This is a genomic window from Sorangium sp. So ce327, assembly GCF_051530205.1.
Lineage (GTDB): Bacteria > Myxococcota_A > Polyangia > Polyangiales > Polyangiaceae > Sorangium > Sorangium cellulosum_B.
Genome location: NZ_CP150330.1, coordinates 8,843,270 through 8,857,337, shown reverse-complemented (window position 1 = coordinate 8,857,337; position 14,068 = coordinate 8,843,270). Strand labels below are relative to the sequence as shown.

General features: G+C 72.3%; 12 protein-coding genes. 4 read left to right on the top strand and 8 right to left on the bottom strand.

The window, feature by feature from the left end; all coding sequences use genetic code 11:
* The first annotated feature begins 93 nt into the window (after positions 1-93).
* Positions 94-828: a hypothetical protein gene (locus WME95_RS33035; RefSeq protein ID WP_437543051.1), complete on the top strand. Its 735-nt coding sequence runs from the start codon at positions 94-96 to the stop codon at positions 826-828.
* A gap of 81 nt (positions 829-909) precedes the next feature.
* On the opposite strand, the gene WME95_RS33030 is transcribed toward WME95_RS33035, so the two are convergent.
* From WME95_RS33030 to recA, 4 genes are all read right to left on the bottom strand, one after another.
* A complete protein-coding gene (locus WME95_RS33030; protein WP_437903330.1) occupies positions 910-1,881 on the bottom strand; it encodes an HDIG domain-containing metalloprotein in 972 nt (323 codons plus the stop codon).
* A 196-nt stretch (positions 1,882-2,077) separates the two neighbouring features.
* Entirely contained in the window at positions 2,078-2,818 is a 741-nt protein-coding gene (locus WME95_RS33025) for a hypothetical protein (RefSeq protein ID WP_437543046.1), read from the bottom strand.
* Positions 2,819-3,231: 413 nt separating this feature from the next.
* Entirely contained in the window at positions 3,232-3,741 is a 510-nt protein-coding gene (locus WME95_RS33020; RefSeq protein WP_437903328.1) for a SixA phosphatase family protein, read from the bottom strand.
* 20 nt (positions 3,742-3,761) lie between these two features.
* Positions 3,762-4,940, bottom strand: coding sequence for a recombinase RecA (recA, locus tag WME95_RS33015; RefSeq protein WP_437709164.1), 1,179 nt, complete (start codon positions 4,938-4,940; stop codon positions 3,762-3,764).
* A gap of 301 nt (positions 4,941-5,241) precedes the next feature.
* On the opposite strand from recA, the gene WME95_RS33010 reads away from it, so the two are divergent.
* A complete protein-coding gene (locus tag WME95_RS33010; protein ID WP_437903326.1) occupies positions 5,242-6,555 on the top strand; it encodes a serine/threonine-protein kinase in 1,314 nt (437 codons plus the stop codon).
* A 16-nt stretch (positions 6,556-6,571) separates the two neighbouring features.
* Here WME95_RS33010 and WME95_RS33005 read toward each other — a convergent pair whose 3' ends face one another.
* The 3 genes from WME95_RS33005 to WME95_RS32995 form a co-directional block, all read right to left on the bottom strand.
* Entirely contained in the window at positions 6,572-8,692 is a 2,121-nt protein-coding gene (locus WME95_RS33005; RefSeq protein WP_437903324.1) for an ATP-binding domain-containing protein, read from the bottom strand.
* Between the two features lie 102 nt (positions 8,693-8,794).
* Complete coding sequence (locus WME95_RS33000; protein ID WP_437903323.1) at positions 8,795-9,409, bottom strand: TetR/AcrR family transcriptional regulator; 615 nt, start codon at positions 9,407-9,409, stop codon at positions 8,795-8,797.
* Between the two features lie 73 nt (positions 9,410-9,482).
* Positions 9,483-10,217, bottom strand: a complete 735-nt coding sequence (locus tag WME95_RS32995) for a tyrosine-protein phosphatase (protein WP_437903322.1) — start codon at positions 10,215-10,217, stop codon at positions 9,483-9,485.
* A 71-nt stretch (positions 10,218-10,288) separates the two neighbouring features.
* On the opposite strand from WME95_RS32995, the gene WME95_RS32990 reads away from it, so the two are divergent.
* Together WME95_RS32990 and WME95_RS32985 are read left to right on the top strand one after the other, a co-directional pair.
* Positions 10,289-10,828, top strand: a complete 540-nt coding sequence (locus WME95_RS32990; RefSeq protein WP_437851285.1) for a hypothetical protein — start codon at positions 10,289-10,291, stop codon at positions 10,826-10,828.
* Positions 10,829-11,044: 216 nt separating this feature from the next.
* On the top strand, positions 11,045-12,271 hold the full coding sequence (locus WME95_RS32985) for an ArsA family ATPase (RefSeq protein ID WP_437903321.1): 1,227 nt from the start codon (positions 11,045-11,047) through the stop codon (positions 12,269-12,271).
* 86 nt (positions 12,272-12,357) lie between these two features.
* On the opposite strand, the gene der is transcribed toward WME95_RS32985, so the two are convergent.
* Positions 12,358-14,019, bottom strand: a complete 1,662-nt coding sequence (der, locus tag WME95_RS32980; RefSeq protein ID WP_437903320.1) for a ribosome biogenesis GTPase Der — start codon at positions 14,017-14,019, stop codon at positions 12,358-12,360.
* Positions 14,020-14,068: the final 49 nt, after the last annotated feature.

The following is a 14,068-nucleotide window of genomic DNA, read 5'->3' as shown; positions in this document are numbered from 1 at the left end:
CGGGGGGCGGCTCCGGTCTGGCTGCTCGCGCGGAGCGCTGGCCTGGGCTGAGCCCCTTTGCGTCCGGGCGTCTCCTCCGATAGGAAGCCGCCGATGGCAGCCGACAGACCGGTGAAGCGCAAGCGCAAGGGTTCGGGGACCACGGGGCAGGGCGGTGAGGTCGTGTTGCGGCAGCGGACCGATCCGCGCAGCGAGCGACGCTTCGAGCCGAAGGCGTCGCTCGAGCTCGGCCTCACGATGCTCGGCATGTCCGTCGCGGCGCTGCTGGCCGGGGCGGGGGTTTATGGCCAGTGGTTCCGGGGCGAGGACGCGGGCGTGCACCCGGCAGCCACGTACCTGCTCCTCGGCGCCTTGCTCCTCGGGGCTGCGGTCGGGCTCTTCGGTCAGTGGTCGATGAAGGCGCTTCGTGTGGGTGATGCCGGGGTGGGGCTGGAGAGCGGACCTGGCGAGATCGAGCGCATCGGCTGGCACGATGTCACGGGCCTGTTGCTCACGGAGACCGCGCTCACGGTCCAGGGCAGCGGCACGGCGATCGCCATCCCGCTGCGAGCGCACCTCCCGGCGGCCGCGCGCGTGCTGGCCGAGGCGAGGGCGCGTATCCCCGCGCGTGCGGCGGACATCAAGGAAGGCGCGCTGCCTCCGCCCGACGATGCCGCCGGCGAGGTGCGCCCGCTGGAGCCGCCGCAGGTCGCCGGCCTCCGCTGCAAGGCGACCGACAAGCTGATCGCCTTCGAGGCCGACGCTCGTCTCTGCGGCCGTTGCGGCGAGCACTACCACAAGGAAGGCGTTCCCCCTCGCTGCACCACCTGCGAAGCGCCCCTTCGCTGAGCGGGCGACCGCTCAGCGCCTGCACTTCGGCGCGAGCGGTCGCCTCCCTGAGAGGGCCCCTGGGCTCTCTGCGCTACGCCCTCAGATCCCGAACCGCGCCGCGTGCTCCCGGAGGAACGCGATGTAGACGTCCGCCTCCTGGTGCGACGCCACCTCGCCCGCCTCGACCGCCTCCTCCAGCGCGCGCTTGATCTCGCCGATCCGCCGCGACGGCGGCAGCCCGAACGCATGCATGATGACGTCGCCGATGCCGCTCGGCAGCGGCGGCACCACCGCGTCCTCGGCCTGGACCTGGAGCACCCGCTCGGCGAGCTCGCTGATCTGCTTCAGCCCCTTCCGCTTCTTCTCGGGCCGCTTCGTGGTGATGTCCGCCCGCGACAGGTCGAGCACGTCCTTCAGGCAGCCGCCCATCTCCTTGGCGAACCGGCGCACCGCGCTGTCGGTCCACGACGCCTCGTACTGGCTCGCCCGGAGGTGGTGCAGGATCAGGAAGCGGATGCTGTTCTTCAGCGCCTCCTCCTTCGTGAAGAGCGGCAGCCGCCGGTCGATCTTGTCGAACATGCGCGCGCCGACCTCGGCGTGACCGAAGAAATGGACCTCGCCCGTCGGCGAGATGGAGCGCGTCCTCGTCTTGCCGATGTCGTGGAGCAGGGCCGCCCAGCGGACCTCGAGCCTCGGGACGGCCTGACGCACCACCTGCTTCGTGTGCTTCCAGACGTCCTTGTGGCGCCACTCCCCGTCGCCGAAGCCCACCATCGCCTCGACCTCGGGCAGCATCGCGGCGAGGGCGCCCGACTCGAGCAGGGCGTCGAGCCCGGCCTCGGCGTCGTCGCTCATCATGACCCGGTCGAGCAGCTTGCGGACATCGGGCAGGTAGGCGGCGGCCGCGGCCTTGAAGTCGGCGGGCCGCCCCGAGATCACCCTGGACGAGGCGCGTGGCTCGGTGCCCGCTTCGGGCTGCTCGGCCTCCGCCTTCTCTGCTCGCTGGACGGCCCACTCGAGGGCCTCCATCGCCCGCTTGGGGCTCGCTTCCTGGGTGAGAATCTCCTGCACGCTGGCCTTCCACACTTTCGAGGTTACGGGGGCACCCACGGGGCGCCGGCTGGCGCGGCCCGAACGGGGGTTCGCCGGTTTAGAGCCAGCCGCACCTTCGCGCAATGGTTCGTCGCGTTCGTCGCGTTCGTCGCGTTCGTTGCGTTCGTCGCTCGACACGCCGCCGGATGACGTGCGTCCGCAGGCGATGGATGCGTCAGGTGCGGAGGAGCCGCCCCACGTGGTCCTGCTCCCAGGCGAGGGAGCGCTCGTAGTCGCGGAAGAGCCGCTCGCGGGCGAGGAACTGGGGCGGATGGAGCATCCGGCGCCCGTTGCCGTGGCTCGCCGGCATCACGTGGTGGAGCATCTCGTGGTAGATGACGTAACAGATGAAGTAGCGGGGGACCCAGGGCCGGTCGAGCACCGGGTGGATGCGGATCAGCCGCTCGACCGCCGAGTAGCTCCCGAGCTTGATGGTGCGCCGCGGCTTCCGCGCCTTGGTCCGCTTGCCCCAGGTGATCAGCGCGTCGACGCCGCCGCCGAAGTACCCGTGGTTCAGCTTCTGGAACAGGATCAGCAGGTCGTGCGTCCGCCCCTGCGTCGAGAGCGGCGTGCTCACCGGCCGGCTCGCCCGGATGCGGTGGCCGTTCTCGTCGATGTACTGGCCGACCACGAGCGAGGCGGCCCGGTCCTGCGTCACGACGTACCGGACGAGCGCCTCCTGGACGACCGCCGGCGCATCCAGGAACATGTGGTGGACGCGCGCCTGCAGGATGCCCTCCCGGAGCGAGGAGGAGATCATCTGCCGGTAGTTGTCGGTCACCGAGAGGAGGACCGGCCGCTTCTGGGCCAGCTCCAGCCGCCGGATGAGCGCCTGGCGCGCCCCCTCGTGCACGTAGATGTGCGGCTGGCCCGGCGGCAGATCGATGTCGATCGGATGATGACGGGGGTCCGGCACCCGGACGACCGCCCGGGCGACACGCGGCAGCAGGGAAGTACGCGCCGCGCCCTTCCCACCGCTGCGCGACAGACGGCCTGGAGGGGGTTGAGCGAAGGGGAAGGCCATCTGTCCCGCCATCTCAATCCTCCTTATTTGGGCGTATTCTCGGGTGGGATCCTTGTCAAGCGAGCGGCCGAGAACATCGAAATCATTCGGATTTGTGACTACGTAAGCGGGTGGCCGGACCCTCCGGAGGGAGAGAGAGGGCGCCCCGGCCGCCGCTCGCCGGTAATCTGGATTTCCTCTGCAAATTCATGTGCTTGTAGTGAAAGCCACGCGCGTCTGCGCCGGTCGGGCCGCCTTCCGCCTCGGACGCGCGTCTTCTGCTCCTGCTCTCTCTCGCCATGACACGGCGCGTGCGCAGCGTCCGCTCATCGCGGGGCGAGCGCCCGGGGATCGAGGATCTGCGTCATGCGCCAGCGGCCCTGCGCGCGCTGGGAAGGCTCCGGCTCGAGGGCGACGACCAGGGCAGTGCAGAAGCCGGCGGGGAGCAGCGCTGTCGCGCCCCGGCCGGGCGTGTCGACGAGCGTACGGACGAGGTGCTCCACGTTCGGCTGGTGCCCGACGAGCAGCGCGTCGGCGCCGCCTCGGGCGAGCGCGGCGACCAGCGAACCCGGGAGCCCGGCGTCGAGCGCGAGCTCGTCCCGGAGCTCGACCTCCGGCGCGCCGCAGATCGGCGCCGCGATCTCGGCGGTCTCTCTCGCGCGCGCGAGGGGGCTCGCGAGCACCAGCGGCAACGGGGCGCCGCCCCGGAGGCGGTGGAGCTCGAGCGAGACCCGCGCCACGCGCTCGCGGCCCTCGGGGGTGAGCCTCCGGTCCGCGTCGCGCCCGCTGGTCGCCCGCTCCTCCGCCGGGCCGTGCCGCATCACGTAGAGGTGCATGGCGTCGGTGGCGGCCGGCGTCAGTTCGTCTTGCCCGGGGGACGGCGGGCGTCCTGGCCGGACGAGGCTGCCTCGCCGCGACCCTTCGCCTGCGCGGGCGCCTCGGCCGCCGCCGCTCCGCCCTTCGGGCCGGGGCTCGCGGCGCCGTTCGTCGGGGCGGCCCCGCCGACGCGCGAGATCCCGTGCTTCGCGAGGACCATCGACTCGATCTTGTCGAGCACCGCCGGGTGCTGCTCGAGGTAGGTGCGGGCGTTCTCCCGGCCCTGACCGATGCGCTCGCCCTGGAACGAGAACCAGGAGCCGCTCTTCTCGATGATGCTCGCCTCGGTCGCGAGGTCGATGACGTCGCCGCTGTGGCTGATGCCCTGGCCGTAGAGGATGTCGAACTCCACCTCGCGGAACGGGGGAGCCATCTTGTTCTTCACGACCTTGACGCGGGTCCGGTTGCCGACGACCGCCGGCTCCTTGCCGCCCGCGGCGGCCTCCTTGATGGCGCCGATGCGGCGGATGTCGAGCCGGACCGAGGCGTAGAACTTGAGGGCGTTGCCGCCGCTCGTCGTCTCGGGGCTGCCGAACATGACGCCGATCTTCATCCGGATCTGGTTGATGAACATCAGCAGGCACTGCGAGCGCGAGGTCGTGCCGGTCAGCTTGCGGAGCGCCTGGCTCATCAGCCGGGCCTGGAGGCCGACGTGGCTGTCGCCCATGTCGCCCTCGATCTCGGCCTTGGGGACGAGCGCGGCGACCGAGTCGACGACGATGATGTCGACGGCGTTCGAGCGGACCAGCATGTCGGCGATCTCGAGCGCCTGCTCGCCGTAGTCGGGCTGGGAGATGAGCAGCTCGTCGGTCTTCACGCCGAGCTTCTTGGCGTAGTTCACGTCGAGGGCGTGCTCGGCGTCGATGAACGCCGCCGTCCCGCCCGCCCGCTGGACGGCCGCGATGGCGTGGAGGGTGAGGGTCGTCTTGCCGCTCGACTCCGGCCCGTAGACCTCGACGATGCGGCCGCGCGGGTAGCCGCCGATGCCGAGGGCGATGTCCAGGCCGAGCGAGCCGGTCGCCACGGCCGCGACCTCGTCGTGCAGCGTCTGCCCGTCCTTGAGGCGCATGATCGCCCCCTTGCCGTACTCCTTCTCGACGCTGGCGATCGCGAGCTCGAGGGCGGCAGACTTCTGCTTGGTGTTCTTCTCGTCACTCATGCGTACCTCGGGAGGGAGCGATGGGAGGGGGGCGACGGCGGGGGGACCGCGGAGGTGGACCCACGACGCGCGGGGCAACAGTTTCCGGCAGCTTTACTGTCCGGTTGTTCAGGAAGCAAGACCCCCGCATCCCGGATAGGACCGAAAACGTCCGAGCAGCGGGCTGGCCCGGCAGGCGCTCCGGAGGGTCGGAGGGCGGTGATGTCGCGGTCGGAAGCGGTTCCTTGTTGAGGTCGAGTCTCACAACCAGGGCAACAATCGTGATCGTCGCACACCGGGAGCACTGGCGGGCTCTTCAACTGTGGGCCACATCTTCCGCGTGGGGGGCGGGGGGCGCTATTTCCCGGGGTTTTCCCTGGGCCGGTACGAGCTCGTCCTGCGGGTGGCCGCAGGCGACGTGGGCGAGGTCTGGGCGGCGCGTCTGAGGCGGGAGCACGGGTTTCAGCGGCTCTTCGCGATCAAGGTGCTTCGCCCGGAGCTCTCGCCCGATCCCGACGTCGTCCGGACATTCCTCGACGAAGCCGCGCTGGCCGCGCGCATCAGGCACCCGAACGTGGTGCCCGTCGTGGATCTGGGCGAGACGGACGGCACGTTCTTCTATGTCATGGAGTGGGTGAGCGGGGAGCCGCTCTCGTCGGTGCTGCGCGCCGCGCGCGGGCGACCGGCGCCGGTGCTGGTCGCGGCGAGGCTCGCCTACCAGATCTGCGCGGCCCTCGACGCCGCGCACGAGCTGCGGGACGAGGGCGGTAACCCACGGGAGCTCCTGCACTACGACGTCTCGCCGGACAACGTCCTCATCACGTCCGAGGGGCTCGTCCGCATGGTCGATTTCGGCATCGCGAAGCTCGAGGAAGGGCGGATGTCCGAGCGACGGCCGCAGGCGCTGCGCGGCGACGGCGGGCGCGGTTCAACGGTGGGCACGGCGGGCGCGGCGGGCGGCGAGGGGGGCGCGTTCCTGTTCCGGAGCAGCGCGCCGTACATGGCGCCGGAGCACATCCGGGGGCAGCCGTGCGATCGGCGGTCCGATCTCTTCGGGGTCGGGGTGCTCCTCTACGAGCTCCTGTCGGGCGCTCATCCCTTCCAGGCCGACGACAGCGAGAGCACGATGACCCACATCGCGAGCGAGCGGCCTGCCGCGCCGCTGTCGTCGCGGGCGGTCCCGTCCCGGCGCGGGTTCGCGGAGCGCCTGAGCGCGCCGCCGCCGCCCGAGCCGATCCCCCCTGCGCTCGATCGCCTCGTCTCCGAGGCGCTCGCCAAGTCGCCCACCGCGCGCACGGCGACGGCCGCGAAGCTCATGCGCGCGCTCGAGGAGGCGATCCCGGGCGCCGCGAACCCGGGCAACGACGCGCTCGTCGCCGGCTGGCTCGGACAGATCCTGGGCGACGCGTCCCACCTCCGCACGCAGCAGCTGCGCGCCGCGCTCGAGTCGCTCGATCCCGGGGATCGCTCGGCCGACGACGAGGTGGAGCCTCCGCCTGCCCCGCGGCGCTGGCTGCAGGCGCTGCTGGTGTTCGGGGCCGCCGTCCTCGGGGTCGCGCTCGCCGGGACCGCGGCGGTGAGGGACAGCCCGCTCCCTCCCGCCGCCGTCTCCGCGCCGGCCGGGCCGCGCCCCTAGGGCGCCGCGGCGACCGTCAGATCACTCCCACGTTGCCGAGGAGCGGCGACCACGCCGCTCCGGAGATGAGCCAGAGCTGGTGCGACGTCCGCGTCACCGCGACGTGGAGCCGCCGGCGGGCCTCGTGGTTCATCGGGTACGCCGCCGCGGTCGCGTCGGGCACGACGACGTAGTCGAACTCGAGCCCCTTCGCGCTGTCCACGTCGGTGACGTCGATGCCCGGCTCGAACGAGAACGCTCCCTCCAGCACGAGCCTCGCCTCCGGCAGCTCCGCGATCAGCGCGTGGAGCTCCCGCGCGGCGCCTGCGTCCCGCGCGATGACCGCCACCGAGGCGCGGGGCTCCCGCCCGACGAGGTCGCGGAGCGCGCCGGCGAGGAACAGGTGCGCCTGCGCCTCGCTCGGGAAGCGGAAGAGCCCGACCGGCGCGCCGTCCCGGGCCGCGCGCGCGGGCGCCTCGGGCGCGAGCTCGCCGAGGAGCCGCCGCGCGAGCTCCGTCACCGGCTGCGGGCACCGGTACGACACCGCGAGGCGGCAGGTCGCCGCGTCGCCCACGCCGAGCGCGGCTCGCGCCGCCTCCCACCCGGCGAAGCTCGAGGAGGTCTGCTGGGCCTCGTCGCCGGCGAGCGTGACGCTGCGCGTCTCGCCAAGGAGCTTCCCCAGGACGAACAGCTCGAACAGCGAGAAGTCCTCGGCCTCGTCGAGCACGAGGTGCGACCACCCCGCCCCGTCCAGGCCGCGGCGAGCGGCGCGAAGGAAGAGCAGGATCGGCAGATCGTCGATGTCGAGCGTCCCCGCGAGCTCGTCCGGCGTCCCTTCCGCGATGGCGCGGCCGTCGAGCGCCCGCTTCATCGAGGCCACGGTGATCGAGGCGAGCTGCCGGTCGAGCGGCTCGGCGATCTGCAGCAGGGTGTGCCGGACGGTCTCCTCGACCGCGCTCCTGGGGAGGTCCCCGCCCGAGGCGGCGACGACGCCCTCGAGGAACCCTCGATCCGTGAAGACGTCGGCGAGGCGGCGGCGCAGCCGCGGGAGCGTCGTGTTCGCCGGGGCGAGCCTGGCGAATCGCTCGCGCAGCGCACCGTAGAGCGCCGGGTGGCGCTTGAGGCTGGAGACGAGCGCCGGGGGATCGTCGCACAGGGCGATCGGCTTGCCGAAGACCTCACGCGCGGTCGCCGACGACCAGGCGTCGAGCGTCTTCACCTGGGCTTCCCCCGCGCCGAGCGGCGAGAGCAGGCGGCGCGACAGGCGCGCGAGGCCCTCCTCGGGGACGACGACGTTCATGGCCGAGAGCGGGCACCGCGCCGGATCGAGCGCGGCGATCCGGGCGAGGCGGTGCAGCGCCACGGTCGTCTTTCCGCTCCCGGCGCTGCCGAGCACGAGGAGCGGCTGCTCGGGGGGCGCGCACACGGCGGCGTACTGGTCGGCGTCGAGCAGGGCGGTGACCTCCGCGGCCTTTGCGTGGTCCGTGGCGCCGGCGCCGACGCCGAGGCTCCCGGGTCGGGCGGCCGTGCCCGCGCCGCCCGGCTGCATGGCGAGCGCCGCGCGCTCCGCGAGGGTCCATCGCCCGTCGCCTCGCCGCGTCAGGACGAGGCCGTCGCCCACGATCCGGGTGAGGGCGCCGCGCTCCACGACGACGATGCGGCGCGCCTTCACCACGCCCTCGGCCACGCGCCCCGGGAAGGCCTCCTCGTACTCGTCGCCCTCGCGGTACCGGTAGAAGATCTGCGCCACCGGCGCGACGCGCCAGTCGAGGATGCGCACGTCGGCCGACGGATCCAGGAACGTCGCGTGGCCGAGCAGGTAGTCCTTCGCCCCTTTGCCCTCGTCGACCCGGAGGTGGGCGAGGTACGGGCAGAGCGGGTCGGGCAGCGCCTCCCTGGGCTCCTGCTCGATAAGGCGCTGCCGCACGCTCATCTCGAGGAGCACCGCCGGCAGATCGTCGGCCGAGGCCGCGGCGGCCTCGTCGCGGAGCTCCCGGAGCGCCGCGACGGACCTGAGCTCGCGCGGCGCGCGCCCGAAGGCGCGCGCGGCGCGCTCCTGCGCCCTGTCCAGCGCGGCGCGCACGCGCTCGAGGAGCGTGGCCTCTTCCTCGAGGACGGCGCGCGCCTCGACGGGCAGATCAAGCGTGCTCTCCAGCATGATGGGCCTCCTTGCGCCCCTCGCCTCCGCGAGGGGTCGAGCTCGATGGGTGAATGATGAATGATTCGTTCACTTTTGAGGCGAGGCGAAGCGAAGCGAAGGTTACGCGAAGAAGCTCCTGAGTCCGGCAAGGTGGTATTTCGAGTAACTGTGGACCGCGTCTCGGATGGCGTCCTCGTCCTCGAAGCGGGCGAGGGCGTTCACCATCGTCCTGACGAAGCCCTGGTAGATCTGGTCCAGGTTGAAGCGCATCACCTCGGTCACCGAGAGGCATGGGTCGAGGGCGCGGAAGTGCTCGATCGCCAGCGCGATGAGGCGTTCGACGGTCTCCTCGGAGAACCGCTCGTACCTGGAGCCGCCGGCGCGCCCCAGGAGGATCACGACGCGCAGCCTGTTCTCGATGCAGAAGCGGAGGAGCTCCTCGGAGATCAGGTGGTAGGCGGCCGTCGGCGGGAGCGCCCGGACGTCCTCCACGCCGTCGAGCGCCTTCACGCGGCGGCGCAGCAGGATCGTGAAGGCGCGGGCGAAGCCGTCGTCGACGATCCCGTAGAAGAGCGCGTCCTTGTTCGCGAAGTACCGGTAGATGTTGCCCGTCGAGACGCCGGCCGCCCGGGCGATCTCGGCCATGGTCGCGCTCTCGTACCCCTTCCGCGCGAAGATCGTCAGCGCGGCGGAGGTGATGCTCTCCTGGACGTCGTCTTTGAGGTACTGCGCCATGATGAATAGTGAACGTGTCGTTCGCTTATAGCGATGGGCGCCGGCCCGTCAAGCGAGCGGGCGGTTCACGGCCTCAGGGGTCGACGGTGCCTTCGAGGATCGCGCGCGGGCCGTCGATGAGCATGAAGCTCGCCTCCTCCTCGCCGACCCTGGCGAAGAGCGCCTTGATGCCGTCGCGCACGTCGGGGACGTCTTTTGCGGCGTGGGCGTCGCTGCACGCGGCGTAGTAGTAGCCGGCCTCGAGCATCTGCTCGGCGGCCCGGCGGGGGGTGCGCCCGTACTTGCCGGTGAGCGCCGCGACGTCGAGGAGGAGCACCGCGCCTGCGTCGAGCAGCGGATCGAGCGAGGCGATGTCGTCGAAGACGGGCTCGTAGCGCTCCGGGTGGGCGATGACGGGGCGGAGCTTGCGGCGGCTGAGATCGAAGATCCGCTCCGCGGCCCGGGCGGGGAAGCTCCGGGTCGGGAACTCGACGAGCGCGGCGCGGCCTCCCGGGAAGGGGAGGGCGCTGCCGTCGAGGAGGCGCTGGAAGACGATGTCGTCGAAGAAGTGCTCCGACGAGAGATCGAGGGCGGGCAGGTCGCGCGCGCCGGCCGCGGCCCGCAGCGCGGCGCAGGTCGCGTCGTAGGCGGCCTGGAGGCCCTGCCGGGTGTTGTCGAACATCCCGGGGCGCATGTGCGGCGTCGCCACGACGGTGTCGAACCCGGCGCCGCGGAGCGCGGTGAGGAGGGCGAGGCTCTCCTCGACGGTGCGGGCGCCGTCGTCGACGCCGGCGACCCAGTGGGAGTGCAGATCGATGAAGCCGCGCATCGTCGCCTCGAACTTAGCAAAGTTGGCCGCCCTCGTGCGCTGCGACCATCCTTCGCGTCGAGGAGGTGTTCGTGTCGCTCTCGTTATCGAACCAGCAGCTTGTGCCTCAGCTCGCGTCGGACGGCTGCGCCGGCGGCCAGCGCGGCGGCAGGCCGGGAGGCCGCGCAGAGCGCCCGGTCGATCCCGGCGCGCCCTCGGTCGATCAGGGCACATCGGCCCTGGATGAGGGGATCCCCACCTCCGAGCGGCGGCGCCGCCGCAGCGACGATCCGGTCACCGCGCTGCACTACCAGCTCTCGACGACCCGCGCCGAGGCGAACCTGGACGTCGTGGTCCTCGTGGACGACAGCGGCTGCCTCGTCGCCGGGGCGGGCGCGTGGCCGGCGTGTGAGGAGCTCGCCGCCTACGCCCCGCTCCTCGCCAACCCGGACGCCGTGCAGAGCGCGGCGGTCGGCTCGCGCATCGCCACGCTCACCGCCGACGTCGAGGTCCAGAGCCTCTCGGTGTCAGGCGGCGAGGTGCTGCTCTGCGGCCGTGGCGGCACGGCGGAGCGTGGCGCCTCCATTGCCCGGGCCGCTGCGGGGTGCTTGCGCATCCTCCGCGCCGCCTGAGCGGCCGCGCCGCCGCAGGCTGAGCGGTCGCTGCGCCGCAGGCTGAGCGGTCGCTGCGCCGCAGGCTGAGCGGTCGCTGCGCCGCAGGCTGAGCGGTCGCTGCGCCGCAGGCTGAGCGGTCGCTGCGGTGCAGCTGGCCGCTCGCGACACCGCAGGCTGGGCGCTCGCGCCCCCCCGGTTCGTGCTACAAGGGGCCGCGGCCTCAGGTCGCGCGCAATGCCCGGCTCGCTCGCACCCCCTAGGAACAGCCCGCCCGCCGTCGACGCGTCCCTTCAGGCAGACCACGCCGGTCTGGCCCCGCTGCTCGCCTCCCGCAGGGTGATCCTCTGCGTCGGCTGCGGCGGCGTCGGCAAGACGACCACGACTGCAGCGCTCGGCCTGGCCGCTGCCCGCCGCGGCAAGCGCGTCCTGTGCCTGACGATCGATCCGGCGCGCCGGCTGTCCCAGAGCCTCGGGCTCGAGGAGATGACGACGGAGGCGCAGACGATCGAGCCCGCCCGCTTCGCCAGGGCGGGGGTCGACGTGCCCGGCTCGATGACGGTCATGATGCTCGACACGAAGTCGACCTTCGACGGCCTCGTCTCGTCGCTCGCCCCCACGCCCGAGCAGCGCGACCGGATCCTCGGCAACGTCCTCTACAAGTACATCTCCACGTCGCTCGCGGGCACGCAGGAGTACATGGCGATGGAGAAGCTCTACGCCGTCAGGAGCGACCCGAGCTACGACCTCGTCCTGCTCGACACGCCGCCCACGGCGAACGCGCTGGATTTCCTCGACGCGCCGGAGCGCCTCGTCGGCGCCATCGACGGCGCGGCGACGCGGTGGTTCGTGCAGGCCTTCCAGAGCTCCGGCAAGCTCTCGCTCAACCTGCTGGCGCGCTCGACCGCCGCGGTGCTGCGGGGCATCGGCAAGCTGACCGGCAGCGGCTTCCTCGAGCAGATCGCGGGGTTCATCAGCGAGATGAACGCGGTCTTCGGCGGCTGGAAGCAGCGGGCGGACGCGGTGGCGTCGGCGCTCCGCGGCCCCGACGTGGCCTACGTGCTCGTCACGACGCCCGATCCGCTCTGCGTGCGCGAGGTGCTGTACTTCGCCGATCGCCTGCGCGAGCAGCAGATGCATCGCGACGCGTTCGTCGTGAACCGCGTTCACCCGGTGTACGGCGCGCTCCCCGGCGTCGGCGAGATCGCCGCCGCGCTCGACGGGAGCAGCCTTGCGCTCGCCTCCGGCGCCGCGGCGCGCCTGCTTCAGGCCGCCAAGGACGAGAGCCGCATGGGCAAGCTCGATCAGCTGAACCTGATCGCCCTCGAGGCGGCGCTCGAAGACGAGCAGAGCGCCGGCAGCGTCCGCGTCGACGTCCCGGCGTTCCCGTACGACATCCACGACGTGGCCGGGCTCGCGAGGATCGCCGACGTGCTGGCGCCGCTGCCCGGGGCGGCGGGGTAGCCAGGGGCAGCTCGTCGGTTCTTCTGGCTGCCCTGGGGTGACTCGGAGCGGTCTGCGTCAGGAGGCAGCTGGGCTGCCCCCCGGCCTTACCCCCGCCGCCTGCGCTCCTTGTACTTCACGCGGACCGGCACGCCCTCCAGCCCGAACGCCTGCCGGAGCTGGTTCGCCACGTAGCGCCGGTAGCTGAAGTGGAGCTTGTCGGGATCGCTCGCGACGACGACGAACAGCGGCGGCGACGTCTCGGCCTGCGTGACGAAGAACAGGCGGGGCGCGCGCCCGCCGTGCGTCGGCGGCGGGTGCGTGAGCAGGATCTGCTCGAAGAAGCGGTTGAGCTCCCCGGTGGGCACGCGCTTCCGGTAGGCGTCGGCCACCTGGGCCACGCTCTCGATGAGCTTCGCCACGCCGCGCCCGCTGCGCGCGCTCACGTGCGCGATCGGCGCCCACGGCACGAACGAGAGCTTGTCGCGGGCGTCCTGCTCCGCCTTGGCGAGCGCCTTGCGATCGAGGAGATCGATCTTGTTGAGGCCGATCACGACGCCGCACCCGCGATCGACCGCGAGGCCGAGGATCTTCGCGTCCTGCTCGGCCACGCCCTCGGCCGCGTCGCAGAGCAGGAGCACGACCTCCGCCCGCTCCATGGCGCGGATCGCGTGGATCACGCTGACCGCCTCGACGGCGCTGTCCTCCTTCGTCACCTTCGCCTTGCGCCGGATGCCGGCCGTGTCGATCAGCAAGAACCGCTTCCCGTCGCGCTCGGCCAGCGTGTCGATCGGATCGCGCGTCGTGCCGGGCGTCGCGTCGACCAGCATGCGCTCCTCGCCCGCGATGCGGTTGACGAGCGACGACTTCCCCGCGTTGGGCCGCCCGATGATGGCGATGCGGAGCGCCCCCGCGGCCGACTCCTCGGGCGCCGCGGGCTCCTTGGGGAGCGCCGCCTCGATGGCCATCTCCAGATCCGAGATGCCGCGGCCATGGAGGGCGCTGATCGGGATGAGCCGCTCCATCCCGAGGCGGTACAGCTCCGCCGCCTCCACCTCGGCCTTCGGCGAGTCCGCCTTGTTGGCGACGTAGATCACGGGCTTGCCCGCGCGGCGCAGCAGGCCGAGCTCGGCGTGCTCCGACGGCGTGACCGGCGTCACGGCGTCGAGCACGCACACGATGACGTCGGCCTCGGCGATGGCGAGGTCGATCTGGCGCTTGATCCCCTGCCGCATGGGATCATCGCTCTCGGGGTCGAACCCGCCCGTGTCGACGAGCGTGAAGCGCCGTCCCCGCGAGGTGACGTCGCCGTAGTGGCGATCGCGGGTCACCCCGGGCTCGTCGTGCACGATCGCGACGCGCTTGCCGATCAGCCGGTTGAACAGCGTGCTCTTGCCGGTGTTGGGCCGCCCGACCAGCGCCACGATGCCGGCCGACGGGGGCGGCGCAGGCGCATCGGCCGCGGCGTCCTCGGCGGCCGCGATGACCTCCTCGGCCAGGTCCGCCGCGAGCTCCTCCCTGTCCTGCGCCGCCTCGTGGCCGATCGGCTCGGCGAGAGCACGGCCCTTGCTCGGGCCTGATCTGCTGCCCTTCTTCGATCCGGCGGCGCTGTTGCCGGGGGCCGCCGCGCTCTTTCCGCGAGCAGCAGCGCCCTTGCCGGGGGCCGCTGCGCTCTTTCCGGGAGCGGCAGCGCCCTTGCCGGAGGCGGCAGCGCCCTTCCTGGGAGCGACGCCGCCCCTCTTCTTCTCGGGGGCGTCGCCCTTCTTCACCGTCCGCCCGCCTCCGGCGGCTCCCTGGCTGCGTTTGTTCGATCTGGAA